24 protein-coding genes and 1 riboswitch are annotated in these 25258 nt (G+C 65.4%); of the genes, 7 read left to right on the top strand and 17 right to left on the bottom strand.

All coding sequences use genetic code 11. The features are described from left to right. Nucleotides 1-141: 141 nt before the first annotated feature. From BH93_RS04770 to BH93_RS04760, 3 genes are read left to right on the top strand one after another with little or no spacing between them, the layout of a single operon-like run. Nucleotides 142-1146 carry a hypothetical protein gene (locus tag BH93_RS04770; protein WP_037178166.1) on the top strand — a complete coding sequence of 335 codons (1005 nt, stop codon included), beginning with the start codon at nt 142-144 and terminating at the stop codon, nt 1144-1146. 4 nt (nt 1147-1150) lie between these two features. Then, nucleotides 1151-2116: an allantoicase gene (alc, locus tag BH93_RS04765; RefSeq protein WP_037178169.1), complete on the top strand. Its 966-nt coding sequence runs from the start codon at nt 1151-1153 to the stop codon at nt 2114-2116. 27 nt (nt 2117-2143) lie between these two features. Further along, nucleotides 2144-2617 carry a YbaK/EbsC family protein gene (locus tag BH93_RS04760; RefSeq protein ID WP_032403756.1) on the top strand — a complete coding sequence of 158 codons (474 nt, stop codon included), beginning with the start codon at nt 2144-2146 and terminating at the stop codon, nt 2615-2617. A gap of 42 nt (nt 2618-2659) precedes the next feature. Here BH93_RS04760 and BH93_RS04755 read toward each other — a convergent pair whose 3' ends face one another. From BH93_RS04755 to BH93_RS04750, 3 genes are read right to left on the bottom strand one after another with little or no spacing between them, the layout of a single operon-like run. After that, complete coding sequence (locus BH93_RS04755; protein WP_037178173.1) at nt 2660-3163, bottom strand: hypothetical protein; 504 nt, start codon at nt 3161-3163, stop codon at nt 2660-2662. Between the two features lie 17 nt (nt 3164-3180). Then, complete coding sequence (locus tag BH93_RS28110) at nt 3181-3309, bottom strand: hypothetical protein (RefSeq protein ID WP_254925613.1); 129 nt, start codon at nt 3307-3309, stop codon at nt 3181-3183. Between the two features lie 9 nt (nt 3310-3318). Beyond that, a complete protein-coding gene (locus tag BH93_RS04750) occupies nt 3319-4650 on the bottom strand; it encodes an aminotransferase class V-fold PLP-dependent enzyme (RefSeq protein ID WP_037178176.1) in 1332 nt (443 codons plus the stop codon). A gap of 53 nt (nt 4651-4703) precedes the next feature. Continuing rightward, nucleotides 4704-4819, bottom strand: a riboswitch (SAM riboswitch). A gap of 196 nt (nt 4820-5015) precedes the next feature. On the opposite strand from BH93_RS04750, the gene BH93_RS04745 reads away from it, so the two are divergent. After that, nucleotides 5016-8957 (top strand): Pls/PosA family non-ribosomal peptide synthetase, encoded by a 3942-nt coding sequence (locus tag BH93_RS04745; RefSeq protein ID WP_080739291.1) that lies wholly within the window; start codon nt 5016-5018, stop codon nt 8955-8957. Between the two features lie 2 nt (nt 8958-8959). Beyond that, nucleotides 8960-10297 (top strand): M1 family metallopeptidase, encoded by a 1338-nt coding sequence (locus tag BH93_RS04740; RefSeq protein ID WP_094609591.1) that lies wholly within the window; start codon nt 8960-8962, stop codon nt 10295-10297. An 85-nt stretch (nt 10298-10382) separates the two neighbouring features. Here BH93_RS04740 and BH93_RS04735 read toward each other — a convergent pair whose 3' ends face one another. The 14 genes from BH93_RS04735 to BH93_RS04670 form a co-directional block, all read right to left on the bottom strand. After that, the gene (locus tag BH93_RS04735; RefSeq protein WP_037178179.1) at nt 10383-10577 is read right to left on the bottom strand and encodes a hypothetical protein; all 195 of its coding nucleotides are present in this window, start codon (nt 10575-10577) and stop codon (nt 10383-10385) included. Between the two features lie 10 nt (nt 10578-10587). After that, nucleotides 10588-11151 carry a hypothetical protein gene (locus BH93_RS04730; RefSeq protein WP_155291143.1) on the bottom strand — a complete coding sequence of 188 codons (564 nt, stop codon included), beginning with the start codon at nt 11149-11151 and terminating at the stop codon, nt 10588-10590. A gap of 81 nt (nt 11152-11232) precedes the next feature. Further along, entirely contained in the window at nt 11233-11847 is a 615-nt protein-coding gene (locus BH93_RS04725) for a hypothetical protein (RefSeq protein WP_037178185.1), read from the bottom strand. A 198-nt stretch (nt 11848-12045) separates the two neighbouring features. After that, nucleotides 12046-13296, bottom strand: a complete 1251-nt coding sequence (locus BH93_RS04720; protein WP_165712643.1) for an MFS transporter — start codon at nt 13294-13296, stop codon at nt 12046-12048. After that, nucleotides 13293-13949, bottom strand: coding sequence for a GntR family transcriptional regulator (locus BH93_RS04715; RefSeq protein ID WP_037178188.1), 657 nt, complete (start codon nt 13947-13949; stop codon nt 13293-13295). Before BH93_RS04715 ends, BH93_RS04720 begins: the two co-directional genes overlap by 4 nt. A gap of 59 nt (nt 13950-14008) precedes the next feature. Further along, the gene (locus tag BH93_RS04710; RefSeq protein ID WP_032380110.1) at nt 14009-14206 is read right to left on the bottom strand and encodes a hypothetical protein; all 198 of its coding nucleotides are present in this window, start codon (nt 14204-14206) and stop codon (nt 14009-14011) included. A 110-nt stretch (nt 14207-14316) separates the two neighbouring features. Then, entirely contained in the window at nt 14317-14727 is a 411-nt protein-coding gene (locus BH93_RS04705; RefSeq protein WP_037178191.1) for a DUF2752 domain-containing protein, read from the bottom strand. A gap of 19 nt (nt 14728-14746) precedes the next feature. Continuing rightward, on the bottom strand, nt 14747-15088 hold the full coding sequence (locus BH93_RS04700; RefSeq protein ID WP_032380705.1) for a cupredoxin domain-containing protein: 342 nt from the start codon (nt 15086-15088) through the stop codon (nt 14747-14749). A 23-nt stretch (nt 15089-15111) separates the two neighbouring features. Further along, complete coding sequence (locus BH93_RS04695; RefSeq protein WP_037178195.1) at nt 15112-16086, bottom strand: HEAT repeat domain-containing protein; 975 nt, start codon at nt 16084-16086, stop codon at nt 15112-15114. Between the two features lie 9 nt (nt 16087-16095). Continuing rightward, nucleotides 16096-16731: a HEAT repeat domain-containing protein gene (locus tag BH93_RS04690; protein WP_197914637.1), complete on the bottom strand. Its 636-nt coding sequence runs from the start codon at nt 16729-16731 to the stop codon at nt 16096-16098. Between the two features lie 43 nt (nt 16732-16774). Then, complete coding sequence (locus tag BH93_RS04685) at nt 16775-18832, bottom strand: FUSC family protein (RefSeq protein WP_037178200.1); 2058 nt, start codon at nt 18830-18832, stop codon at nt 16775-16777. Nucleotides 18833-18853: 21 nt separating this feature from the next. Continuing rightward, nucleotides 18854-20146, bottom strand: coding sequence for a GAF domain-containing protein (locus BH93_RS04680; protein WP_037178202.1), 1293 nt, complete (start codon nt 20144-20146; stop codon nt 18854-18856). 44 nt (nt 20147-20190) lie between these two features. Next, complete coding sequence (locus BH93_RS04675; protein ID WP_037178204.1) at nt 20191-20958, bottom strand: acetoin reductase; 768 nt, start codon at nt 20956-20958, stop codon at nt 20191-20193. Continuing rightward, a complete protein-coding gene (locus tag BH93_RS04670; RefSeq protein ID WP_037178206.1) occupies nt 20955-22013 on the bottom strand; it encodes a 2,3-butanediol dehydrogenase in 1059 nt (352 codons plus the stop codon). Before BH93_RS04670 ends, BH93_RS04675 begins: the two co-directional genes overlap by 4 nt. A gap of 181 nt (nt 22014-22194) precedes the next feature. Between BH93_RS04670 and BH93_RS04665 the strand changes: the two genes are divergently transcribed. Further along, nucleotides 22195-23310, top strand: coding sequence for a hypothetical protein (locus tag BH93_RS04665; protein ID WP_037178208.1), 1116 nt, complete (start codon nt 22195-22197; stop codon nt 23308-23310). Between the two features lie 91 nt (nt 23311-23401). Next, nucleotides 23402-25243 (top strand): flavin-containing monooxygenase, encoded by a 1842-nt coding sequence (locus tag BH93_RS04660; RefSeq protein ID WP_037178210.1) that lies wholly within the window; start codon nt 23402-23404, stop codon nt 25241-25243. The last annotated feature ends 15 nt before the right edge of the window (nt 25244-25258 follow it).

The following is a 25258-nucleotide window of genomic DNA, read 5'->3' as shown; positions in this document are numbered from 1 at the left end:
GCGGTCGTCGCTGCGACTGTGTCGACCCCCACTTTTCTTGCTCCTCGGCAATCACGATACCTAGAGTATTGAATACCTCGGGTATCGACAAGGCTCGCGGAATTCGACCCCGCAGATTTCACACGGTTCAGGAGTTCACCCATGCGCAAGATGTCATTGCTCGCCGCCGCAGTCCTGGTGCTACAGCTCGGCTTCATCCTGAGCTATGTCTCGGCGTTCCATCAGCCGACGCCGCACGCGATCCCGATCGCGGTGGTGACCGAAGCAGGCCTCCCGGAAGGACTCGATCAGCAGACCGCCGATCGTCTGGACGCCATCGACGGTGCGCCGCTCGACGCACGCACCGCAGTCGACACCGCCGAGGTTCGCTCGCTGCTCCGCGACCGCGACATCATCGGGGCCTATGTCGTCGGCGCGAACGGAACGGACACGCTCATCACTGCCAGTGCGGCCGGCAGTTCCGAGGCCACCGCGTTGCAATCGATCTTCACCGAGGTGGACGCCGCGCAGGGCCGCCAGTTCGTGGTTCGCGACGAGATCCCGGTCGGGGTCCACGACAACCGAGGGTTGTCCGGTTTCTACCTCTCGGTCGGCTGGGTCGTCGGCGGCTACCTGCTGGCCGCGGCATTCGGACTGCTGATCGGGGCACCGTCCTCGCGCCGCGAAACCTACATGCACGTCGGCATTCTCGCGGTGTACTCCCTCGCTTCCGGAGCGCTCGGAGCGTTTCTCACCACCCACGTTCTGGAAACCTTTGCCGGCCACTGGTTCCCACTCACCCTGCTGGGCACCGGCGTGGTCTTCGCCACCGGACTGGTCACCATGGGCCTGCGCGCACTGATCGGCGTCGCTGCGGTGCCTGCCGCGATCGTACTGTTCGTGATCCTCGGAAACCCGAGCGCAGGAGGAGCATTCGGAGCCGATGTGCTGCCGTCGCTCTACGCCTCGATCGGGCGCTGGATCACCCCGGGCATCGGCACCGAGGGCGTGCGGAGCATCGTGTACTTCTCCGGCACCGGGCTGGGGCAGCCGGCACTCGGACTGGCGCTCTACATCCTGGCCGGTACGGCACTCCTGGGTGCCGCGGCACTGCGGCGTCGGCGGGCACACCACCCGGTGAGCTCACGCGAGACCAGTAAAGTGTGATCCCATGACTGCCACCTTCCCCCTGCCACTGCCAGATCTCGCCGTCCGCACTCTCGGAGGCGCAGTGGTGTGGGCGAACGACGAGACGTTCGCGGAGAAGGAGAATCTCGTCAGTCCGGGCAAAGCCGACTATTCGACGGCGACGTTCGGACACAAGGGTCAGATCTACGACGGTTGGGAGACGCGTCGGCGCCGCGAGGCCGGATACGACGAGGCCATCGTGCGTCTCGGGGCACCCGGCGTCGTATCGGCGATCGTCGTCGACACCTCGTGGTTCACCGGCAACTACCCGCCGGAGATCTCGATCGAGGCCGCCGAGGTCGAGGGGTTTGCCTCCCCGGACGAGCTCCGCACGCAGACCGAGTGGACCACCATCGTCGCCCGTAGTCCGGTCAACGGTGACAGCGAGAACAGATTCCAGGTCGCCTCCGACGCTCGGTGGACGCACGTGAAGCTGTCGATCTATCCCGACGGCGGAGTGGCTCGCCTGCGAGTCCTCGGCCGCGGCAAGCCCGACCCCAAGTTCCTCGCGGCCGGGCCGGTCGACCTGGCCGCCCTCGAGAACGGTGCCTACGTCTCGGCATGCTCCAACATGTTCTACAGCTCCCCCAACAATCTGCTGTTCCCCGGTCCTCCGCGGTCGATGGGCGAGGGCTGGGAGACCTCGCGTCGACGCAACGATGCGAACGACTGGGTCCAGGTGCAACTGGCGGGCACCGGACTCGTCCGCCTCGCCGAGCTCGACACCACGTGCTTCCTCGGCAATGCGCCGGGTGCCGCATCGTTGCGCGGACGGCTCGGTGACGGCGAATGGATCGAGCTGTTGCCGAGAACGACGTTGCAGCCCGACACCCGGCATCGCTTCGTACTCGACCACGAGACTCCGGTCTCGGAGGTTCGGATGGACATCTTCCCCGACGGCGGGATGGCGCGATTGAGACTGTTCGGTGATCTCGACACATCTGCGTAAACGAGGCTGGGGCAATAGGGTTGGTTCATGTCCCGGCTACTTCATCCGAATGCAGCCCATGTGGCCGACACTCTGATTTCACGTGGTCATCACGGAGTGGTGGTGAACAGTCCGGAGGGCACCCACACTGCCGCCGATGCCGCTGCGGCACTGGGTGTCGAGGTGGGTGCGATCGTGAAGTCGATGGTGTTTCTGCTCGACGACGAGCCGGTGCTGTTGCTCGTGTCCGGAGCGCACAATGTTCATCTCGAGCACACCGGTGAGCGTCTCGGTGGCAGGTTGGCACGGGCGGATCTCGACACGGCCAAACACGCGACCGGGCAGCCGATCGGTGGTATCGCACCGGTCGGCCACCCCACGAACCTGGACACTTTCGTCGACCAGGATCTGGCCGGTCACGCCGAGGTGTGGGCCGCGGCAGGCCACACCAACACGATCTTTCGATCGACGTACACCGAATTGTTGCGGATCACCGCGGGCTTGGCCATCGACGTCACCTGACCCCCGACGCCCTGAAGACGCGAGACCTCAGGACACGAGCCCTCAGGATGCGAGGGTCGGGGCGATGCGCGATGCTCCGAGGACTTCGTCGACGGCATCGACGTCGAACCGAGTTCCGCGCGATCCGAGCAGCGGCAGCACCCCGGAGCTCAGGAATGTCGACTGCCGATTCACATCGTCGTGGACCTGCAACGTCACCCCGTCGGCGACGTCGGCCGCGGTGACGTCGGAGATCAGACTGGCCAATCCCGATGGTGTACCGACGTAGCGGACGGACGACGGGCTGATCGGCGCGTCCAGTCCGGCGAACTCGCGACGAGCCGTCCGAGCATCGGCCGCGATGTGGATCTCGAGGTCGAGGAACACAGCTGTACCGTCGGCCGACTCGCCGCGCTCGACGGTTTCGGCGCGTAGCCGCGCGCGTTGCTGCTGCGCTTCCCGCAGGTCGGAGGCCTGGATTCGGACGATGTCCGCGTCCGGAGCCACGGTCAGTTCGGACCAGATCGCATCGAATTCGACAGCGACGCGAGTGTGGTTGTGCGACATGAGTGGTGGTCCTGATTCTAGAAGTCGGAGAACGCATTCGGTCGGAGCGGAGCCGAAATCGAACACGAGCCGGACGCAGTGCGGCACAGATCCACGTATCTGTTGCACCAGTGGCGGTTGCCCAGCCACGCGACACTCACGGTCATGACGCCATGCTAACCGTCCGAGGGGGTGCACGGGGATCCAACCCCGGCGGCCCCGTCGACCAGGCCCGGAAAGGGTCGAGGGTCCGGCACGGGGTTCCACCAGCCGCCGTCCTCTTCGTAGTGCCAGTCCGGCCCGGACTCCACCAGGGCGGCGAGTGCGTCGACGAGCCGGTCGACATCGGCCGAGGAACTGCCGAGGCCGATGCTGGCTCGAACCGCGCCGTCTGCATGGCCCAGCCGGCGGAGCAGTGGATGCGCGCAGAACTTTCCGTCCCGCACGCCGATGCCGTGCTCGGCCGAGAGATACGCAGCCACCTCACCCGGGTCGCGTCCGGCCACCGTGAAGGTGACGATGCCGACGGTGTCGGGCGCGTCGGCCCACACCTGCAGTAGTTCGACGCCCTCCAGATCCGCCAGGCCGGCCCGCAGTCGGGACGACAATTCGTGCTCGTGTGCCTGCAGCTCGGCGTCGTCGAATCCCGCGATGGCCTCACAGGCTGCAGCCAGTGCGGCAACTCCGAGCACGTTGGGAGTGCCTGCCTCGTGCCGCTGAGGTGCTGGGGCCCACTCCGTGTGGTCGATGCTCACGCTGCGTACCGCGCCGCCACCGGCCAGGTGAGGCTCACCGGCGTCGAGCCAATCACGCGCGCCCACAAGCACTCCCGCACCGAACGGTGCGTACAGCTTGTGCCCGGAGAAGGCGAGGTAGTCCACGCCGAGGGCAGCGATGTCGATGCGGCGATGCGGAACCAGCTGAGCTCCGTCCACCGCGATCCGCGCGCCGTGCCGATGTGCCAGAGCTGCGAGTTCCGCAATGGGAAGAACCTCGCCGGTGACGTTCGATGCACCCGTGATCGCCAGCAGTGCAGCAGGTTTCACGGCCAGCTCGGCGTCGAGACGGTCGATGGTCTCGGCAAGTGTCGACGCGGCCACCACGACGCGGCGATCACGCCACGGAAGCAGGTTCGCGTGGTGCTCGATATCGAGCACCACGGTGTCGCCCGGCACACACGCGGCCAGCAGATTGAGCGAGTCGGTGGTGTTCCGCGTGAAAACCACCACCGAATCCTTCTGCGCACCAACAAAATCGGCGACGGTCACCCGAGCCTTCTCGTAGGCAGCCGTCGAGACGCGCGAGGCGTAGCCGGCACCTCGATGCACGCTCGAGTAGAACGGCAGCAGTTCGGCGATCCGATCGGTCACTGCCGCCAGGGCCGGCGCGCTGGCCGCGTAGTCGAAGTTGGCGTAGGTGCACGTGCCACCCTGCACCAGGGGTACCTGCAGATCCGTGCCCGAAACAGGGGCAAAAGGAGCACAGGGGCGGGAAAGTACAGATGTCATGACAGATCAAGCCCTCACGTTCGAGGGACCCGCAACCGAAGAGTTCGTGAACGAGTCCGCGCTTGCCGCGCCGGTTTTCCGGCAACAGCCTGGTCGTCACCCGGAGCACCCCACCGCGGAGGAGGGTTGCCGACCAGCTAGCCGGGGCTTGATGCTGGTACTCGTGACCGTGGACAGAACCTTTGCAAACCCGCTGCGGTTTTGTCAACCCGGGACTCACACGTGTGCAGCAGTAGGATTTCCGCGGTGGGAACGCGCGCTCGTTCACCTGCTGGCAAACAGAACGTGAGATAACCAACGGCGCTGCTGCTCACCAGCACCACAGAGTCACTTGCCAACGAATCGATAAGGACGCCCGGTTGTCTGTGCATCAAGAGAACGATCTGCCGGGTTCGAGCGCGGACATCGCGCCTGCACCGGCGGCGTTTCTTCGCTCGTCTCTCGCTCCTCCCGCCCGGACGCTCATCGACGTTCTCCGCGACACCGCCCATCGTTTTCCCGACGCCCCCGCCATCGACGACGGTGCCGTGTCGGTCAGCTACTCCGAATTGTTGGACGACATCGCCGAGGGTGCCAAGTGGCTCGCCGATGCCGGCGTCCGGCGCGGCGATCGCGTCGGCATCCGCATGCCGTCGGGTTCCTTTTCGCTCTACGTGGCCATTCTGTCCATCCTCGCGGCCGGTGCTGCCTACGTTCCGGTCGACGCGGACGACCCCGAAGAGCGCGCCGAGCTGGTCTTCGGGGAGGCCAAGGTGACGGCCATCGTCACCGCAGGCGGTATCGCGGCCGGTACTGCCCCCAAGCAGGACATCCCCCAGGACGAACCCGAACACAGCGCTGTGCCACCCACTCCCGAGGACGATGCGTGGGTCATCTTCACCTCGGGTTCCACCGGCACACCCAAGGGCGTTGCGGTCAGTCATCGCAACGCGGCGGCGTTCGTCGACGCCGAAGCGCGCATGTTCCTGCAGAAGGATCCACTGGGCCCCGGCGACCGCGTGCTCGCCGGCCTGTCGGTGGCGTTCGACGCGTCGTGCGAGGAGATGTGGTTGGCGTGGCGACACGGTGCGTGCCTTGTGCCCGCGCCGCGTTCGCTGGTGCGGTCCGGCTTCGATCTCGGTCCGTGGCTCGTCTCCCGCGACATCAGTGTCGTCTCGACGGTGCCGACCCTCGCGTCGCTGTGGCCCGCGGTCGCACTGGAGGCGGTGCGGCTGCTCATCTTCGGCGGTGAAGCATGCCCCCCGGAGCTGGCCGAGCGACTCGCCGTCGAGGGCCGCGAGGTCTGGAACACCTACGGCCCCACCGAAGCAACGGTCGTCGCGTGCGCGGCCATCATGGACGGGAAGGGTCCCGTCCGCATCGGATTGCCGTTGGACGGGTGGGACCTGGCTGTGGTCGACGCGTCGGGCGCTCCGGTACAGGTCGGTGACATCGGAGAACTCGTCATCGGCGGCGTCGGACTGGCGCGGTATCTCGATCCGGCCAAGGACGCCGAAAAGTATGCGCCCATGCCCTCACTCGGATGGGAGCGGGCGTATCGGAGCGGCGATCTGGTCAAGCTCGAGCTCGAAGGCCTGCTCTTTCAGGGCCGCGCCGACGATCAGATCAAGCTCGGTGGTCGACGCATCGAACTCGGCGAGATAGACAATGCGCTGCAAGCACTTCCGGGTGTCAGCGGTGCTGCTGCGGCCGTGCGCAAGACCGGTGCGGGAAACTCGGTTCTGGTCGGCTACCTCGCCAGCACCGACCCCGATTTCGATCTCGAGGCCGCCCGAACACTGTTGGCCGAGCAGCTTCCGTCGGCGCTCGTACCGCGCCTCGCATTGGTCGACGAGATGCCCACGCGCACCTCGGGCAAAGTCGACCGCAACGCTCTGCCTTGGCCACTGCCCGGCTCGGCTGGTGCGTCGGCGCTCGGCGGCACGGCAGGGTGGGTGGCGCAGCTGTGGACCAACATCCTCGGTGCTCAGGTATCGGACGAGAACGCCGATTTCTTCGCCAACGGCGGCGGATCGCTCTCGGCCGCGCAACTGGTGACGGCATTGCGTGAGCGGTTCCCCGAGGTCACCGTCGCGCAGTTGTACGACCACCCCCGATTGGGTTCGCTCGCACAGTATCTCGACGACCTGAAGCCGGTCGTCGAGGCCGTTCCACGTGAGGTCGCCCCCACTTCGCGCACCGCCCAATGGGCGCAGATTCTGGCGACGGTTCCGTTGACCACCTTGACCGGGTTGCAGTGGGTCACCTGGCTGGGGTTGCTGTTCAACGTCATGTCGTGGTTCGGCGACGTGTCGTGGGCTCCGACGCTGTCGTGGTGGTGGATTCTGCTCGCATTCGTCCTGTTCATCACGCCGGTCGGGCGGATGGCAATTTCGGTGATCGGATCTCGCGTCCTGTTGGCCGGGTTGAAACCCGGTGCATACAAGCGCGGCGGGAGCATGCACATAAGGCTTTGGGCGGCAACACGATTGACCGATGCCAGCGGTGCCTCCAATCTTTCGGGTGCACCGTGGATGGTCTATTACGCGCGCGCTCTCGGTTCGAAGATCGGCAAAGGCGTCGACCTGCATACGCTGCCGCCGGTCACCGGCATGCTCGAGCTGGGCGACGGCTGTTCCATCGAGCCCGAGGTGGATCTGTCCGGGCACTGGATCGACGGCGATCTCGTCTACATCGGCGGCATCGAGATCGGTGCCGGGGCCACCGTCGGCGCCCGCTCGACACTTCTGCCCGGAACCAAGGTCGGCAAGAACGCGGTGGTCACCGCCGGCTCTGCCGTCGTCGGACGAGTGAAGGCCGGGCAGATGTGGTCCGGTTCGCCTGCGCAGAAGGTCGGCAAGGCCGATCATCCGTGGCCCGCCGAGACACCTCCGCGCGCGACCCATTGGGTGTTCGCGTACGGCGTCGCATCCCTGTTCCTCTCGGGCATGGCACTGTTCTCCATCGGTGTCAGCCTGGTGCTCATGGGCTGGTGGATTCACACTGCCGACTCCGTGCTCGACGCCTTCCAACGTGGACTGGTGATGTTGCCCGTCGCCACTCTGGTGTCGCTGGCGGTGTTCGCACTGATCACCGTTGTCGCAGTCCGGTTGCTCAGCATCGGACTCGTCGGCGGATACCACCCCGTGCGCAGCCGTATCGGCTGGCAGGTCTGGGCCACCGAACGGTTGATGGACTCGGCGCGCACGTTCCTCTTTCCGCTCTACGCATCGTTGCTGACGCCGCACTGGCTCCGACTCCTCGGTGCGAAGATCGGCAAGGACGTCGAAGCGTCGACCGTGCTGATGATCCCCAAGTTCACCACCGTCGCCGACGGCGCGTTCCTGGCCGACGACACCATGGTCGCCAGCTACGAACTCGGCGGCGGCTGGATGCATCTGGGCGACGCCAAAGTGGGCAAGCGGGCGTTTCTCGGTAACTCCGGCATGACCGGGCCAGGACGAACCGTTCCGAAGAACGGCTTGGTCGCGGTGCTGTCGGCGACGCCGGACAAGGCGAAGTCGGGCTCGTCGTGGCTCGGCAGCCCACCGGTGCGATTGCGCCGGGCGGCCGGTAGCGCGGACTCGTCGCGCACGTTCGATCCGCCCAGGAAGTTGAAGATCGCCCGTGCACTCGTCGAGACGTGCCGGTTGATTCCTGTCGTCGTGACGTTCGGCATCGGGCTCGGGGTGCTGTTCGGGCTCACCGCCATCGCCGACTCCGTCGGCTACTGGTTGGCTGCGCTGCTCAGTGGCGTCGTGCTGCTCGTCGCCGGTTTCGTGGCTGCGGCAGTGTCGGCGTTGGCGAAGTGGTTGTGGGTGGGCCGGATCGGCAAGACCGACCACCCGCTGTGGAGTTCGTTCGTGTGGCGCAACGAGGTGGCCGACACGTTCGTCGAGACCGTCGCCGCGCCGTGGTTCGCGCGCGCAGCCGAGGGCACCGCCGTCCTGAACATGTGGCTGCGGTGGCTCGGCGCGGACATCGGCCGCGGTGTCTGGTGTGAGACGTACTGGCTGCCGGAGGCCGATCTGGTGACGTTGGCCGACGGTGCGACGGTCAACCGAGGGTGCGTTGTGCAGACGCACCTGTTCCATGATCGGATCATGTCCATGGACACTGTCGATCTCGGCGCAGGCGCAACTCTGGGACCGCACTGTGTCGCATTGCCCGCTTCGGGTATAGGTGAAGGTGCGACGGTGGGGCCTGCCTCCCTGGTGATGCGCGGCGATACGGTTCCCGCGCATACTCGTTGGCAAGGCAATCCGATCGCGCCGTGGGCCAAGGGTGATCCCTTTCCGCGTATTCGCGACGACCGAAACGAGGGGTGATCGTGGGAGGCAGATTGGTGGCACCGGTGTTCGACGTCGATTCCAGCGACAACCCGATCGACACGTATCTTCCGCAGAACGGCAACCGCGGCTACCGCGTCTCACGCTACGAGCTCGACCTCGAGTACAAGGTGGAGAGCAACCGGTTGACGGGCAAGGCGAAGATCACGGCGGTCACCACTGCGACGGTGTCCAAGTTCGCGTTCGATCTCGGCCCGGCGATGAACGTGTCAAAGGTATCGGTCAACGGTTCGCGTTCGGTGAAGTTCACCCATCAACGCGGCAAGTTGAAGATCACGCCCGCCAAGCCGATCGCCTCGGGTGCGGCGTTGGTGGTGACGGTGACGTACGGCGGAACTCCCAAGCCCATCAACGGTTTGTGGGGTGAGGTCGGCTGGGAAGAGCTCACCGAGGGATCGATCGTCGCAAGTCAGCCGAACGGCGCTGCGTCGTGGTTTCCGTGTGACGATCATCCGGTGTCCAAGGCCAGCTACGGCATCACCATCACCACCGATTCGCCGTACTACGCGGTGGCCAACGGAACGTTGGTGCGCAAGCAAACTCGCGCCAGCCGAACCACGTGGGTGTACGAGCAGCCCGAGCCGATGGCCACGTATCTCGCGACCATCCAGATCGGTCCGTACGAGCATCGCATCGTCAGCCCGGGTCCGGTGCCGATGAAGGCGATCACTCCCCCGCGACTGCGCGCACAGTTCGACCACGATTTCGGCCGTCAACCGCAGATGATGGACACTTTCGTACGGCTGTACGGCCCTTACCCTTTCGCGTCGTACACCGTGGTGGTGACCGACGACGATCTCGAGATTCCGATCGAGGCGCAGGGGCTGTCGATCTTCGGGGCCAATCACTGTTCGGGTTCCCGGTACTACGAGCGTCTGGTGGCTCACGAGTTGGCGCACCAGTGGTTCGGCAATTCGCTGACCCTCGGCAAGTGGGCCGACATCTGGCTGCACGAGGGATTCGCGTGTTACTCGGAGTGGATCTGGGCCGAGAACTCCGGCGGCGCAACGGCTCACGACAAGGCCAAGCGCGCGCACACCATTCAGCGTGGTCTGGCGATGGATCTGCAGCTCACCGATCCTGGGCCCGAGCGCATCTTCGACGATCGCGTCTACAAGCGCGGTGCCCTGGCACTGCATGCGGTACGACGCACCATCGGCGACGAGCGCTTCTTCGGACTGATCCAGGAATGGACCTCCAAGTACCGCTACTCGACGGTGGCGACCGCGGACTTCACCGACCTCGCCTCCCGCTTCGGTTGCCCCCGAACTCTCTGGGACGCATGGTTGATCGACAAACAGTTGCCGTCGTTGCCGTAGTTCCAGCAGGCAATCGGCTCCCCAGTTTCGGATATCGGCCTGCAATCGGAGGCATATTTCCGAATCCGGGGAGCCGATCTGCCGATCAGACCCGGCGACGACGCTTCTGCGCATAGCCGATGGTCAAGAAGCCCGCCGACATCAATGCGAAAAGATTGATCGGCGACGCGATGGCACGGCCGACACTCGCATCGAGTGCCACGACCTGAAACAGTACCCAGAACACGACGACGCCCAGCACGGCGAAAATCGGCCAGGGTCCGGAGTAGTTGTATTTCATATTCGCTCCTTCAGCAGAAGGTTGCTCCACCGGTAAGGCCACCGCCGACGGCTCCGCCGATTGCGCCCACCAGACCACCGCCGACCGTGCCCACGATCGGCAAGGTCACCGTCCCGACAGCAGCACCGGCGAGTCCGGCTGCGGTACCTCCGGACACTGCGCCTCCACCGATTCCGGCGATGCAGTTACCGATGCCCAAGGTTGTGACTTCACCTGGACGGGGCACAGTTACCGCGTGCACGCGCAACGACGAACCTGACACTGCGTACTGAATCCCCACAGGGCTACCGTCGGCCGAGGTGGCCGCAGTCGGCAAAGCCTCTGTCGCTCCGGTTTCGATGCTGGTTGCGGTTGCGGTTCCATCGTTCGCTACTGCGACGTCGTAGCCGACCAGCGCCACAGTGAAGTCACTGTCGCTGGTTTTGGCGACTCCGAGGGCGGGCGAATCCACGGTCTGTGCCTGCACAGGAACTGCTGCCGTCACTATGGAGCCGAGTCCTGCTGCGGCGACGAAGATTCCGGTAGCGATGCGTGAGGCGTTGCGCTTGTTCATCATCCCCTTCGGTCTCAGCAATTCATTTCCTTAACCAAAGTATTGAAATGGCGGCGGGCCCGTCAACCCCTTGGGGTGCAAACCTGACTGTTCACCTCATCGCTACCCGAGCGAGATGATCAGCCCGGCGACGGCGGCACCGTACATCGCTGCCGTTGCCAATGCTTGACGCCAGAACCCCCGCGGGAACGACGCCGCCCAGCGTCCCTTGCCGTCCAGTCGCAGGTCGCAGGGGAAGTCGCTGATGGCCATGGCAGACGAGGGCTGCTTCGAGTGCGCGAGCACCACCCCGGTGGTGAACGGCAGTCCCCGAACGAACAGGTGACCGCGCGCCTCCCCGGCCCGGTATCGCACCGCAGATTCTGTGACAACGCCTGTGTACCAACGTCGTTTGACGTTCCAGCCGGTCGCGTGCGCGAGGCGAAGGTTGCGATCGCCGCGCAGTGCCGTGTCGACGGTCTCGACGTCTGCGATCACTCCCCAGCGCAGCATCGACATCCACTGACCGATCCGTCTGCATCTAAGCACCAGGGCCCCGAGCAGCACGATCGCGAACATGTACGGCACCAGCTCTGGATACCTCGACCAGCAGGCAGCCGGCACGATCACGGCGATCAGAAACCAGTACGCCTCGCGGCGGTTCCACACGGTGGCACCCGCCAGCGCCGCCGTCGGAGGAACTCGGTGCGGCGGGGCAATGCGCGCGGACTGCAGCATGATGCCGCTGATCCTAGAGCCGAACCGGTCGGCGCGCACCCACCAGTAACGCCGCTGGTGTGGTCCTCGTCGCAGCGGCAATTGCCGGTGCCGCGGTGTTGATCCGCCATCGACGTGAGGAACTCGGAACGCGCAAGGGGTCCTGACCCCCGTCGTGCGCGTTTTGCGTACTCAGAGCTACGCAAAACGCGCACGACCCTAGGGCAGGTGAGCAGACGTCTTAGATCGCACCACCAGGCCACAGATTCCGGCCATCACCGCGCCGAACCCGAAGATGATCGGATACGTGACCACCCCGGGCCAGGTCTCGGTGAGCGCCGACAGCACAGCGGGCACCGCGAAGCCCAGGTACGTCAGCGAATAGAACACCGCGGTGAGGCCGGCGAGGTCGTCGGGGCCCGCAATGCGTTGCACCTCTTGCAGACCCGAGACCAACGCCATGCCGTATCCACATCCGAGTACGGCTGCCGCGATCAACGCCGCGGCAATGGTCAGCACCGACGCTGCCCACGCCGCGACAGCCATGCCGACCACCAACAGAGTCAGTGCGACCAGAGCACCTCGCGCATTGGCGGGTGTGTCGATCCGTCGCCCGACGGCCTGGATCGCAAATCCGGAGCCGAGGGCAATCACCGCCATCGCCGCCGAGAGAGCAACGGGATAGCCGCCACCGGGCTCATCGGCCAATGCGTCGGCCATCAGTGACGGCAGCACTGCATAGGCGACGCTCGCGGCACCGAACACCCACGGTGCCAACGGCAGTACGACGAACAGGAACCGTCGATGCGAAGCGGACGGGATCCTCAGGTCGTCGAGCAGCTTCTTGCTCTTCGATGTCACTGACGCCGTGCGTGTTTCGGGAACGGAGAGCATGCCGATACTGGCGACGATGCAGATGAGCACGTGCACGCTGTAGGCGAGGTGTGTCGGCCACGGTGCCCATTGCGCGAGCACACCGGCAACTCCGGCACCGAGAGCGAAGCCCGCCGTCAGCGACATCGCTGCTCGGCGCGCTCCAGCACCGGGCTTGGCGGTGGCATCACGGCTCGAGAGTTCCTTGACCCAGCTGCCGCCCACGGCCATGCCGATTCCGAGCGCGATGCCGCTGAGCACACGTCCACCGAAGAGCATGAAGGCGTTGTCGGGTCCGAGTGCGATCAGGATGGAACCGGCCGCGGCAATTGCGGGGGCGGGCAACATGATCGGGCGTCGGCCGAGTCGATCGGACAGCGGCCCGCAAATCAGCATCGCCGGAATGATGCCCAGGACGTAGGCGAACAGGAACGTATCGACCACCACGGCAGAGAAGCCGTGATCGAGCCGGTACATCACCAACAACGGCGTGAACTCGTTACCGCCCCAGGCGACGGCGAACATGCCCGACGCCACCAGCAGCCAGCGTCGCGCAGTCAGCTCGATGTCTCGATCGTTCGTGATCGTTTCGCTCATCGCGATCCCCCTTTTCCTGGCCGCAGGCCGTGCACCCCGAGCATGTGTTGTTCGACGGCCCGCTCGAATCCGTCTGCGTCGCCGGCCTCGATCAGGTCGGTGAGTCGGCGATGGTCGTCGACGATGCGCGAGATCTGGCCCGGATCCCGCGTCACCGAGGCTGCGGTCATCCGGCGCTGACGCTCGCGAAGTCCGTCGTAGAACGCGTCGAGCAAGGGATTGCCACCGGCTCGGACGACGGTGCGATGAAAATCGGCGTCGACTGCGCTGAACTGCGCGGCGGTGCCGTCGATCGCCAACTTCCCCTGCAACTGCAGGTTCTCGCGCAGCGCGTTCACCACAGATGCCCGGGCGGTGACGTCGCCGATGAACGCGCGAACACTTCCTGCCTCCACGAGGCGACGCGCACCGACGACACTTTCCGCCTCACCCACCGCGATCGGCACCACCAGTGCCCCGCGCTTGGGGTACAGACGCATCCACCCCTCTACTTGCAGACGCAGAAACGCCTCGCGTACGGGCGTGCGACTGATCTCGAGCCGGGTTGCGATTTCACCCTCGCTGACGAGCTCACCGCCGGGCAGATCACCCGAGACAATGAGCTCTTTGACCGTCGCGTATGCCGTATCGGCAGCAGATTTCGTCTCGAGCACAACATAGATACTAGATGCACCTCAACTGTGCACCAAACCGCGCCGTGTGGAGGGGTCGGTCAGGGAACCCAGTGGCGTGCGGCGATGTCGTCGATCACCGGATCCCCGTCCTGCGCCGACTCGAGTGCCTCCAGGTCGTCGCGCAGTGCGTTGAGCCGCGGGTCGTCCCCTTCGGCCTGTTCGGCGGCCGTCCCACCGTCGTCGGCGAGTTGCGCGAGCAGCTTCGCACGCACCCGATCCTTCAGAGAGTCACTCATTCGTCGTCACCTTTCTTGAACACACGTCGGGCCGTGGGGATGAGCGCGATGAGTACGCCCAGCAGCACGATGATCGAGAAGATTTCCAGCAGCATGGCACTTCCTTCGGTTCAGGTCGGGGCGATCGCGGTGCCCCATGGGGTGTTGCGCACCACGGTGAAGGCGGTCAGTACAGCAGCGAGCACCAGTACCGTCGGCCGATTCGGCCGAGGCGACGTCAGAGGTGTCTGCGCCCACCGTGCGCGAAGCCACGCGGCCCAGACACCGACCGCAACAACAGCCAAGACAACCGCAACGACATTGCTCGACGCGGCCGCCGCGATGTCTCCGCGAGTGAGGTCACCGAGCGCTCGGGTGGCTCCGCATCCGGGGCACCACAGTCCGGTCAGTGCATGGAACGGGCAGGGAAGGTACGACGAGGTGCGCGGGTCGCGAACGTGCAGCAGCACTGCCCCACCGACAGCGGCAGCGGCCACACCGAGGGGTGCGGCGATGTTGCGTGATCGGGTCGGTGCCGTCATGCCCCTGAGCCTAGGAGTTTCAGGGCTCGACGACGATAGATGCCGTCATGTCCGGATGCGGCGTGCAGTGATAGGTGAAGGTGCCCGCGGTGTCGAAGGTGTGCGTGAACTGGCCGGTCTCCATGAGTTGACTGCGAAACGAGTTGTCGTCGGCGACAACGTTGTGTGCCATGCCTTTGTCCGCGAACACCCACGTGACGGTCTCTCCCACGGAGATCGTCAGTGTCTTCGGCGAGTACATCCGGTCGGCGACGGTGACCTGATTCTCGGCAACGGGTTCGGTGGACGCGGCCGGGGTGGTGGCGGTGGAGCAGGCAGTCAACGTGATCAGCAGTGCCGCGAACAATCCGAATGCCTTCATGACCTCGACGGTACCGAAAGGGCTCATTCCCTCCGGCCGAGGATGTACTGGGCCGTCAGCGCAATCGATCGGTCCGAGTCGCGGGTCAAGTCCTGCAGCGCCTGCAGTGCTGCCGGTCCCGGGATGCTCGCCAACGCCTGCGTCACTCGTTGTCGCACCACGGAGTCGTCGATGCCATCCATCAACGCCGCAACCGTCGACGCGTCGGATCCCAGCACCCCGAGTGCATCTGCAGCGTCCACATCGTTCGTTCCGTCGTGGACCATCGCGATCAGCGTCGGGATGGCGTCGGTGATTCCTCGGGCCGCCAATTCCAGGGCAGCAACGCGCCTGATCTGCGCATCGTCGTGGACCAGCGCCTCACGCAACACGTCGGTGGCGTTGGGGTGAGAGATCTCGACGACGGTATCGACGGCGCGGCGTCGGACATCGGGGTCCGGTGAACGCAGACCTTCCCGCAGCGGCCCCATCGCATCGCCACCCGTCTGGGCGAGAGCCCACCGAAGCGCGCCGGCCACGTTGGTTGCGGGTTCGCGCAGCACTGCTTCGGCCAGGGCCTCCGCCGGGATCGGTCGATCTCCGACGGACGCCAGCGCCGCCGACTGCCGCTTTCCTGCACTCACCGACTGCAGATCGCCGAGCATCGCGACGGTGCCGAGCACGTCCTCCCAATCGTCGGGTCGGGCACCGCCGATGCGACGCAGCCGGGTGAGCAATTCGGTATCTCGCGCGATGCGTTCTTCGGCTCGGGCCGCGAGCTCGTCGACGAGTCCCGAGGCCGCAAAACTCGGATCGTCCAGCGCACGACCGACGTCGTGCAACGACAGACCAAGCGAACGCAGGGATTCGACGTGGAAGAGTCGCCGCACATCCTCCGGGGAGTATTCGCGGTAGCCGGTACTGCTCCGCGAGGTCGGCTGCACGAGCCCGAGGCGGTCGTAGTGTCGGAGCATGCGCGCACTGACCCCGGACCGCCGCGCCACCTCACCGATCAACATCGTCCTATCTCACCCCGCTGTATCGACTACGCCAAGGGCATCGGCGCGTTTGGCCTCGAACAACGCGAACCCGGCATCCGGGTCTCGGAGCAGCGACTCGGTGGCCAGCGCGTGGGCACGAACAGCAACATCCTTGCTCGACGCGGCGTGCCGCAACATCGGCTCGATCACCGAACCCAGTGCGACCAGAGCACGACTCAGGCTCCGCTGGACGTCGTGCCCACCTCGCCCGAGTTGCGTGCCCAGCATCGCGGCCAGCTGTTCTTCGCTTCCGGTCGGAACCAGAACCACCGCGGCTCGCCACGCGCTACGTGCGACTTCGTCGTCGGGGTCGGAGATCAACGCCTCGGTGATGACCTGCCACGCCGCCCGATCCTTGATCTTGGACAACGTGTGCAGCGCCTGGCTGCGAGCTTGGGCCCCGCCGGATCGCACTTCCTCCATCAACCGCGGAACCGTCGGCGACGCGGGTAGCCGTATCAGGGCCCAGGTCAACATCTCCCGCACCTGAAAATCCGGTTCGACGGCGCATCGCTGCAGCAGTGCGTCGAGGAACTGCAGATCCGGTGTCGTACCGAGATCGAGCGCGGCCCGCAGCCGGGCCGACGGATTGCTGTGGTGCAGTGCCCCGTTTACCGAATTCATCGAGTTCATGCGGCCCAGCCAAGACCTTGTCACCGTGCCAAGGTCAACCCCGACTCAGCACGTCCGCGAGAGTTCGGTTCATCGTGTTCAGCGCGCGCACCGCACCCCGCAGTGGACCGGGCGCGTTGGTGGAGGTGAGCATGACATCCAGGACTGTCGTCTCGGTGACTTTCTCCGGCGGCTCGACGTGCTTGCCCGCCGCGGCCGCCTCGACGTGACGTACGGTCTCGCGCACCAGAGCCGCAGCATCGCGCAGAGCCCGGGCCGTGTCGTCCGACGGGGCCGTTTCCGCGTCGGCGCGAGAGGCCAGCACACCGGCTCGGGCCAATGCATGGGCAGATCGGCTACTGACGGCCAACACTCGCAGCAGTCGTTTCGCGCCTCGCCTGCTGCGGGTCGTCGGCCCCAGGACGAGTGGCTTTCCGGCCGTTACGACGTCCTTCAACGCGTTGTCGAGCGCGCGGGTCGACGCCACCAGGTCGGTCTCTCCTCCCGGCGCCACCACCGCTTCGACACTGGCCTCGATCAACGCGTCCAACTGTTCGAGGTAGGTATCGACCTTGTCCACCATCGTCTTTCGAGTTCCGGTCGAGAAGATGAAGTACGCGGAGACGATACCGACCACGCCGCCGACGGCGGTCTCGGTGATACGAAGCTCGAGCACCTCGATACTGAAGGTGCCCAACAGCCCGTAGAGCATCGCGAGCAGAATGGTGACGAAGAACGAGAGCAACGCGTACGCCACGGTCACCAGGTAGAACGCGAAGAAGACGCAGACGACGATCAACACCAGCTGCAGCGGTTGATTGTTGCCCACCAGTGCGGCGATCACCACACCGGCCAGCACGCCAGCAACGGTTCCGAGGACGCGTTGGCCTGCGCGCGTGAGGATTTCGCCCCGAGTCGACGCCCCGGTGAACACCAGGAACGCCGTCAGCACCGCCCAGTACCAGCGGTCGGGCGAGACCAGTTCACCCAAGACGGTCGCCGCGCTGGTGGCCACGGCCACCTGAATTGCGGCCTTGGTGCTGGGGTTCAGCCCGCTCGGCTCGTCCTTTGCCGCGGGCTCGGTCGAATCGGGCTCGGGGCTCGCAGCAACCGAGACTGCATTGGTGGTGATGTGATGAATAGCGATGTGCGCCTGCACGGCTCGCTGCGCGGAGACCGTAGCGATGCCTGCGGGGGTCGACGGATCGGCGCGTTCGGCGGCCGTTGCGGCCATCCGACGGGCGGCCCGAAGCTGTTCCGAGGACGGCGTGTTCTGCAGGACCGACCCGAGTGCCGTCGTCGCCTGGCCCAGCGCTTTGGGCCATGGCTTGGCCGGATCGAGAGCCCAGAGCGAGCTGACGAGTTGTTCGGTTGCGATCTGGGCGTCGAACACGCGGAGCGACAGATCGGTGCTGGTGACACTGAGCAGCTGACCGGCGTCGTGTCGGTCGAGCCAGTCGTCGATCATCAGCGCTGTGTTGCCGAGCCGATCGAGTCTGCGGCGCAACAGGTTCAAGTCACGGTCTTCTCGCCTCGACGCCGCCTCGAGCACCGATACCGATACCGCCCGCATGGCGAACAGCAACCGACGGACTTCCACGATCGGCCGATCCGGGAAGATCACCGCGCGCACGAACAGCGCGATCGCCAAACCGCCGAGGATCGCCGCGATGAGCATCGGCAGCTGCCCCGGGGTCGCGCGCAGAAACAGCGCGAAGAAGTACGAGATGAACGACACCATCCCCAGCGCCGTGCCGCGGGGGCCGAATCTGCGGACCCACACCGCCGCGAACAACACCGCAATGAAGCCGACGTCGGCCACCTTGCCGAGCTCGGAGAGCAACGCCGCCAACGTCACTGCCGCCGAGGCAGGCAGCGCCATCAGTGCGGTGGTGATCAGCCGACTGTGCTGGTCCTTGTCCTTCACCGCCGCCGACGCCTGCATCGCCACCACGGTTCCGAGCATCGCGACCGTCACCGGCTGCCCGATGGCGCGCGTGATCGACACCAGCGTCACCATCGCCAGCAGCACCGTGAGCGTGGTCGCCGACGCACTCCGCAGCCGTACCTGTCCCGGATCCGAGGCATCGAGGATTCGGGCGAGGCGGTTCATTCCTCGATTCTGCGCTACGGCTCAGCCCCGTGCCGCCCGGATCGCCGGGGCCGACGAATGCGGTAGCAACCGACTCATGTCCGACGGCGTGATCACCTCTACGGTCGCCGATTCGTCCAACCGATACGGCTGCGTGGAGATGATGCCGGCGAGGTGTTTGCGCAGCCGCGACATCTCGGCCCGCACGGTGATCGCCCGGCCGTCGTCGCCGAAGAGATCGGCTGCCATCTGCGACGCGGTACGCCCCTGTCGATGGGTGGCGAGCAGGTACAGAATTTCGGCGTGGCGGGGCGTCGGCTCGTGGGTCCACTCCCCCACCTCGCTGCGCACTTCGATACGAGGTTTCTGCGAATTGCGCAGGTCGATGCGAATTCTCGTCGATCCGACATCGGCGACGCCGGAATCCATTGTGCTGGCGGGTCGGACGAGCCATCCACCGGGCAGGGGTTCGAAGTCGCACACGCCGAGGGTCGGCAGCCAGAAGCGTCCCGTCGCGAGATCCTCGGGAAGCAGGATGCGATTGCGCAGCGCTACCGATTCGACGGCCGCGACCCAGCCGTTCGCGTCGACGGCCAGGGCCGGGGACTGCAGTCGCGCGAGCATCGGTGCGGCCACCGACCGCAGTCGGTCCAGGGTGCTCCGGTGAATCTCGCGCAGTTGAGATTCGGCCAAACGTGCAACGGCGTCGACCAGGGCGATGGTGGTGGGGTGCACCGTCTTGGCCGGTCCGCTGACGTCGATGGCTCCCAGTACCTGACCGGTTCGCGGGTCACGGATGGGAGCTCCGGCGCAGGTCCACGAATGATGGCTGCGCACATAGTGTTCGGCCGAGAAGATCTGCACCGCGCGCCGTGAGACCAGTGCAGTGCCGATGGCGTTGGTTCCCACCGAGTCCTCCGCCCAGTTGGCCCCCTCTACGAATCCGAGATCGTCGGCGCGGTCGAGGACGGCCGTCGATCCGCTGCGCCACAACACGCGGCCGTGGCGATCGGCGACGACGAGGATGTTGTCGCCGTCCTGCACCACCGATTCCAGGCCGCGGGCCAGATCGTCCAGGATGTCGAACAACCCCGACTCGCGTCGGCTCAGCTCGAGATCGGAGACGTCCATCTGCGTCTCGGCGGGGTTGCCCAGTTCGGGGTCGATGCCCAGGGTCTGCAACCGCCGCCACGAGTCACCGATGACCTCGCGGGGACGTGCGGGCGACTTGCCGCCGGTCATGGTCGCGTCGTACACGGCAGTGAGAATCTGCGCGTAGCGGCGCGGGTCTTCGCCGGCCGCCAGCGCAGGTTCAGGACCTGTCGACTGCGTCATTACAGTCAATTGTGCTCCAGCTCACAGATCGATATCAACGGGGGTTACCGATAGACCACGCCACCGTCGATCAACGGTGCCTGGCCCGTCATGTAGTCGGAGTCGGGTCCGGCGAGATACGAGACGAACGCTGCCACGTCCTCGGGCGTCTGCGCCCGACCGAGAGCGATACCGCCGACGAACTTGTCGTAGGTTTCGCCCTCCGCGGCGCCGGTCAGCTCGGCGAATCGTTTGTCGATGGTCACCCACATATCGGTGCCGACAACACCGGGGCAGTACGCGTTGACGGTGATGCCGTCGGCCGCGTACTCCTTGGCCGCAGCCTGGGTCAGTGCCCGAACGGCGAATTTTGTTGCGCTGTAGACCCCGAGCATCGCAAATCCGTCGTGACCCGCGATGGACGACGCGTTGATGATCTTGCCCTTCTGGCCGAGAGACTTGAATCTTGCTGCGGCAGCTTGAATTCCCCACAGCACACCGTCGACGTTGACGGCCCAGATCTTCGCGACGTCCTCGGGTCGAACATCGTCGAGCGGGGCTACTTGCGCAATTCCCGCATTGTTGACGATGACGTCCAAGCCGCCGAGCGCACTGTGCGCGTGGTCGACGGCCGCGAACACCTGGTCGCGATCACTGACGTCGGCCACGAATGTCGTTGCCTTCGAGCCAGTTCGACGCACCTCGTCGGCGACCCCGGCAATCTTGTCCTCGGCCAGATCCACCAAGGCGATGTCGTGACCGTCGGATGCCAACCGCAATGCGATGGCCCGGCCGATGCCCTGCCCCGCTCCCGTCACCAACACCGCGCTCATGCGGATGCTCCAGTCGACGGATCGACCAAAACCTTCATCTTCGTGCCTGCGTGCAGCGCCTCGAACCCGTCGTCGATGACGCCGTCGAGCGCAATCTTGTCCACCCAGCCCGTCGTGTCGTAGTGGCCCTGGCTCATCAGATCGATGACGGCCTCGTAGTCGGCGGAGGTGTAGCACAGCGAGCCCTGAATTCGGGATTCGTTCATCACCAGCTTCTGCAGCGGCGTGGTGAGAGGCTTTTCGTAGATAGCGACGCTGACCAGCGGCTTACGCGCACCGATACAACCGAGCGCGGCCTCGACGGCAGGTTGCACGCCGGCCGCGTCGTAGATGGCGTCGGCACCCTTGCCGTCGGTGAGGTCGGCGATGTAGGCCGGGATGTCGAGAGCCGTCGGATCGAGGGTCTTCGCTCCGAGGGCCTCGATCGATGCTCGACGCGTCGGTGACGGTTCGACGACGTAGACGTGGTCGAGTCCTTTGCCGCGCAGTGCGAACCACAGTCCGATGCCGATCGGCCCGGCTCCGAACACCATCGCGGTGTCCTCGGGATTCGGATCTCCCAGTGTCGCAGCATGATAGGCGACCGACATCGGCTCGACGAGGGCTCCGAGTTCGAGAGAGACGTTGTCGGGCAACACGTGAATCATGTCGGTGGGGACCACGGTGTACTCGGCCATTCCGCCGTCGGACATCAGTCCGTGGAAGCCGATCTGCGCGCAGATGTTGTAGTTGCCCGCCCGGCACGGCCCGCAGTGTCCGCAGCGATAGAGCGGCTCGATGGCGACGCGGTCGCCTATTTTCACGCCGGTGACTGAGTTGCCGAGCTCGGTGACGGTGCCCGAGAACTCGTGCCCGAGGATCAGCGGCATCTCCTGACCGGTCAGCGGATGCGGCGAGGTGGGGATGAAAATGGGGCCGGCGTAGTACTCGTGCAGGTCGGTTCCGCAGATTCCGTTGAACCCGATCTTGATCTTGACCTGCCCTTCACCGGGATGAGGCTCGGGGACGTCGGTGATCTCCACCTTGTTGGGTCCGTAGTACATAGCTGCGCGCATCGGTGTTCACTCCTGACTGGATTGGATGCGTTCATGTCTATGTGACGCCGACCACTTCAGACAGGGTTGCAGCGCGTTGCATTGCGTCGGCCGCAGTGCAACCTCCCGCAACCCTGACGGTCGGGTGTGATTCAGCTCATAGTGACGGCGTCACCTTCGCCTCGAACGAAACGAGCAGCACATGACCGCAACCGCAGACCGCCCGCTGAGCACGCCGAAAATTGTTCCACCACAGGGCAACTGGCTCGTGTTCGGAGTTGCCAACCTCGCCGTCGTGGTGGCCGTGTCGCTTGCGACGTGGTATCTGCTGGCAGACCCCACCACCAGCCCGTGGAACTTCTATCCCCTGCCGTTCAACGCCGCGCTGTTCTGGGCGATTCTCTTCATCGTGTTCATCGGATTCGATTGCGAGTTCGTGGGATTCGACTCTCTGAAGCAACCGATGCGCGGGCTCGCGATCCTGGCATCGACGGCGGTGTTCGCCGTTGCCGTCACCTGGATCCTCGGCAGCGGGCTCGGGGCGTTGTACCCGGATTTCGCCGGCTCCCGGGAGGGCGGACTGGGCTATTTCGCCGGTGCGCTGTTCGTGCTGTTCGGTTTCGGAACCTGGGTGATGGTGGTCCTGAACTGGCAGCACTGGCCGTGGACCGTGCTGCGCATGAAGCAACCGCTGATCGGGCTGTGCGAGATCGCCTTCGTTGCCGTCCCGACTCTGGCGCTGTATTTCGTGTTCGGACTGCCGTCGGTCTCGCTCTCGGCCACCGACCCACTGATGTCCGTCGACACCGTACTGGGCTGGTTCTACTCGATCGTCGTCTCGGTGATCCTCACCGGCCAGACCCTCGACAACTGGCCGTGGAAACTGGCCGGTGGCGGCGGACGAACCGCCCTGGCGGCGACGGTCGGCAACGCGGTTCTCGGCACCGCGATCTACTTCCTGATGGTTCCCCTGGCGAAGCTCCTGGTCGGGTCCGACGCCACCGCCGAGCTCGGCTCCGTCATCAACCAGTTCCCGGCGCAGATCGGAGTGTGCTGGGCCTTCTGGATGATTTTCTGGGCCAACGGCTTCGGCAATCGATTCCCCGCGGCGGGACGCGCAGTGCTGACCTTTGCTCTGGCGATCGGCACGTTCCTGGCCTACTACTTCGTCGTTGCGGAGCACGTCCTGCACGAGCCCGTCGTGGCGGCAGGCATCTCCGGTAACGCGCTGGGCTTCATCGACTGGCTGGTGCTCTGGACGTTGATCTACGTCGTCGGATTCCAGTCTTTGGGGCTGAAGAAGCTGTCACCCGCCTGAGCCGCTGCAACGCATTGCAACTCTCGACCCACACCCGCAAGAGGAGTGTGCTGGGTCACATAGAAGGCACCACGAACCGCTAGGAGTTTTGATGACCCAGACCATCGAGCCGGCCTCGATCACCCGCACGCACACCCCGCAGGAACGGGTCGACGCCTGGCTGACGAGCTTCGAGGACGCACTGGTCGCACGAGACATCCCCCGAGTTGCCGGCATGTTCGCCGTCAGCAGCTTCTGGCGCGATCTCGTCACGTTCACCTGGAATCTCAAGACCGTCGAGGGTCGCGAGGGCGTCAGCGACATGCTGTCGCAGCGACTCGACGACACCGATCCGACGGGTTTCCACACCACCGAGGTTCCCGACGAGGCGGACGGCGTCATCTCGGCGTGGATCGAGTTCGAGACCGCAACGAGCCGAGGCAAAGGGCATCTGCGCCTGACGGTGGACGCCGACACTGGCGACGACGTCGCGTGGACCCTGCTGACGACCATGCAGGAGCTCAAGGGCCACGAGGAGCGTCAAGGCAAGTCCCGCGTCAAAGGCGCGGTCCACGGCTCCAACGCCGATACCCAGAACTGGGCGGAGAAGAAGGAGATCGAGGAGAACGAACTCGGCTACAGCGTGCAGCCGTATGCCCTCGTGATCGGTGGCGGTCAGGGCGGTATCGCGCTGGGAGCTCGATTCCGACAGCTGGGGGTGCCTGCGATCGTCGTCGACCGCGCCGAACGCCCCGGCGATCAGTGGCGTGGACGCTACAAGTCGCTGTGCCTGCACGACCCGGTCTGGTACGACCACCTCCCCTACCTGCCGTTCCCGCCGAACTGGCCGGTGTTCGCCCCGAAGGACAAGATCGGCGACTGGCTCGAGATGTACACCAAGGTCATGGAAGTGCCGTACTGGAGCAAGACCACCGCGAAGTCCGCCACCTACGACGAGGTGGCGAAGGAGTGGACGGTCGTCGTCGACCGCGACGGTGAGGAAGTGATCCTGCGGCCCAAGCAGTTGGTGATGGCCACCGGGATGTCCGGCAAGAAGAACGTGCCCAACTTCCCCGGCATGGACGAGTTCGAGGGCGAGCAGCACCATTCCAGCGAACACCCCGGTCCCGACGCCTATGTCGGTAAGCGCGTGGTGGTCGTCGGTTCCAACAACTCCGCGCACGACATCTGCAAGGCACTGTACGAGACGGGCGTCGACGTGACGATGCTGCAGCGTTCGTCCACGCACATCGTCAAGTCCGATTCGCTGTGCGAGATCGCTCTCGGGGATCTGTACTCCGAGCGGGCCGTCGAGTCCGGAATGACCACGGGCAAAGCCGATCTCACGTTCGCGTCGCTGCCGTATCGGATCATGCACGAGTTCCAGATCCCGGTGTATCAGCAGATCGCGGAGCAGGACAAGGACTTCTACGATCGCCTCGAGAAGGCCGGCTTCCAACACGACTTCGGTGACGACGGTTCGGGACTGTTCATGAAGTACCTGCGCCGGGGCTCGGGCTACTACATCGACGTCGGCGCATCCGAGCTCGTCGCGGACGGCAAGATCAAACTCGTTGCCGGACAGGTGGAGCGGATCAGCAAGACCGGCGTCGTCCTCGAAGACGGTACCGAGCTGCCGGCCGACCTCATCGTCTACGCCACCGGCTACGGCTCGATGAACGGCTGGGTCGCCGACCTGATCGATCAGGAGACCGCAGACAAGGTCGGCAAGTGCTGGGGTCTCGGCTCGGACACCACCAAGGATCCCGGTCCGTGGGAGGGCGAGCAGCGCAACATGTGGAAGCCGACGCAGCAGGAGAACTTCTGGTTCCACGGCGGCAATCTGCATCAGTCGCGGCACTATTCGCTCTACCTCGCGCTGCAGATCAAGGCGCGCTACGAGGGTATCGACACCCCGGTCTACGGGCTGCAGGAAGTGCATCACCTGCGGTGACCCATGTGCGCGGAA

Source organism: Rhodococcoides fascians A25f, from assembly GCF_000760935.2.
In the GTDB taxonomy this organism is placed as follows: Bacteria; Actinomycetota; Actinomycetes; order Mycobacteriales; family Mycobacteriaceae; genus Rhodococcoides.
The sequence above is the reverse complement of the archived record's forward strand: the minus strand, read 5'-3'. Positions and strand labels throughout refer to the sequence as shown.

What these genes read in the sequence shown, in the direction of transcription:
- BH93_RS04770 (WP_037178166.1), top strand. Translation starts at nt 142, where the DNA reads ATGCGCAAGATGTCATTGCTCGCCGCCGCAGTCCTGGTGCTACAGCTC.
- alc (WP_037178169.1), top strand. Translation starts at nt 1,151, where the DNA reads ATGACTGCCACCTTCCCCCTGCCACTGCCAGATCTCGCCGTCCGCACT.
- BH93_RS04760 (WP_032403756.1), top strand. Translation starts at nt 2,144, where the DNA reads ATGTCCCGGCTACTTCATCCGAATGCAGCCCATGTGGCCGACACTCTG.
- BH93_RS04755 (WP_037178173.1), bottom strand. Translation starts at nt 3,163, where the DNA reads ATGTCGCACAACCACACTCGCGTCGCTGTCGAATTCGATGCGATCTGG.
- BH93_RS28110 (WP_254925613.1), bottom strand. Translation starts at nt 3,309, where the DNA reads ATGACCGTGAGTGTCGCGTGGCTGGGCAACCGCCACTGGTGCAACAGA.
- BH93_RS04750 (WP_037178176.1), bottom strand. Translation starts at nt 4,650, where the DNA reads ATGACATCTGTACTTTCCCGCCCCTGTGCTCCTTTTGCCCCTGTTTCG.
- BH93_RS04735 (WP_037178179.1), bottom strand. Translation starts at nt 10,577, where the DNA reads ATGAAATACAACTACTCCGGACCCTGGCCGATTTTCGCCGTGCTGGGC.
- BH93_RS04725 (WP_037178185.1), bottom strand. Translation starts at nt 11,847, where the DNA reads ATGCTGCAGTCCGCGCGCATTGCCCCGCCGCACCGAGTTCCTCCGACG.
- BH93_RS04720 (WP_165712643.1), bottom strand. Translation starts at nt 13,296, where the DNA reads ATGAGCGAAACGATCACGAACGATCGAGACATCGAGCTGACTGCGCGA.
- BH93_RS04710 (WP_032380110.1), bottom strand. Translation starts at nt 14,206, where the DNA reads ATGAGTGACTCTCTGAAGGATCGGGTGCGTGCGAAGCTGCTCGCGCAA.
- BH93_RS04705 (WP_037178191.1), bottom strand. Translation starts at nt 14,727, where the DNA reads ATGACGGCACCGACCCGATCACGCAACATCGCCGCACCCCTCGGTGTG.
- BH93_RS04700 (WP_032380705.1), bottom strand. Translation starts at nt 15,088, where the DNA reads ATGAAGGCATTCGGATTGTTCGCGGCACTGCTGATCACGTTGACTGCC.
- BH93_RS04695 (WP_037178195.1), bottom strand. Translation starts at nt 16,086, where the DNA reads ATGTTGATCGGTGAGGTGGCGCGGCGGTCCGGGGTCAGTGCGCGCATG.
- BH93_RS04690 (WP_197914637.1), bottom strand. Translation starts at nt 16,731, where the DNA reads ATGAATTCGGTAAACGGGGCACTGCACCACAGCAATCCGTCGGCCCGG.
- BH93_RS04685 (WP_037178200.1), bottom strand. Translation starts at nt 18,832, where the DNA reads ATGAACCGCCTCGCCCGAATCCTCGATGCCTCGGATCCGGGACAGGTA.
- BH93_RS04680 (WP_037178202.1), bottom strand. Translation starts at nt 20,146, where the DNA reads ATGACGCAGTCGACAGGTCCTGAACCTGCGCTGGCGGCCGGCGAAGAC.
- BH93_RS04675 (WP_037178204.1), bottom strand. Translation starts at nt 20,958, where the DNA reads ATGAGCGCGGTGTTGGTGACGGGAGCGGGGCAGGGCATCGGCCGGGCC.
- BH93_RS04670 (WP_037178206.1), bottom strand. Translation starts at nt 22,013, where the DNA reads ATGCGCGCAGCTATGTACTACGGACCCAACAAGGTGGAGATCACCGAC.
- BH93_RS04665 (WP_037178208.1), top strand. Translation starts at nt 22,195, where the DNA reads ATGACCGCAACCGCAGACCGCCCGCTGAGCACGCCGAAAATTGTTCCA.
- BH93_RS04660 (WP_037178210.1), top strand. Translation starts at nt 23,402, where the DNA reads ATGACCCAGACCATCGAGCCGGCCTCGATCACCCGCACGCACACCCCG.